Below are 532 nucleotides of genomic sequence, written 5' to 3'. Positions count from 1 at the left end.
GAAACGAAAAAAAGCCCGGTCGTCTTTCGACGACCGGGCTTCATATCTTGAGCCTGGAGATTAATGAGTTTTTGTGAGGCGGGCACATGTGATCTGTCCGGACTTCTGGCGAGAGTCTTTCGACTCTCATCCGGCGATCAGTGGTGTCAACATTCCTTAGAAAGGAGGTGATCCAACCGCAGGTTCCCCTACGGTTACCTTGTTACGACTTAGTCCCAATCAAGGGTTTTGCCTTCGGCGCTAGGCGACTTCGGGCACTCCCCTCTTTCGTGGCTTGACGGGCGGTGTGTACAAGGCTCAGGAACACATTCACCGCGGTGTTGCTGACCCGCGATTACTAGCGATTCCAACTTCACGAAGGCGAGTTGCAGCCTTCGATCTGAACTGGGGTGTGCTTTTTGGGATTTGCTCCGGCTCGCGCCTTGGCTTCCCTTTGTTCACACCATTGTAGCACGTGTGCAGCCCTAGACGTAAAGGCCATGAGGACTTGACGTCATCCCCGCCTTCCTCCGGTTTGACACCGGCAGTCCCT

At 54.7% G+C, this 532-nt stretch carries 1 rRNA gene; it reads right to left on the bottom strand.

What is annotated here, in order from left to right:
* Positions 1-160: 160 nt before the first annotated feature.
* Positions 161-532 (bottom strand): 16S ribosomal RNA (locus BGIM_RS0100905); the annotation flags it as partial.

The sequence above is a fragment of the Zavarzinella formosa DSM 19928 genome, assembly GCF_000255705.1.
Taxonomy (GTDB): domain Bacteria; phylum Planctomycetota; class Planctomycetia; order Gemmatales; family Gemmataceae; genus Zavarzinella; species Zavarzinella formosa.
This window is presented reverse-complemented; position numbering and strand designations above follow the sequence as displayed.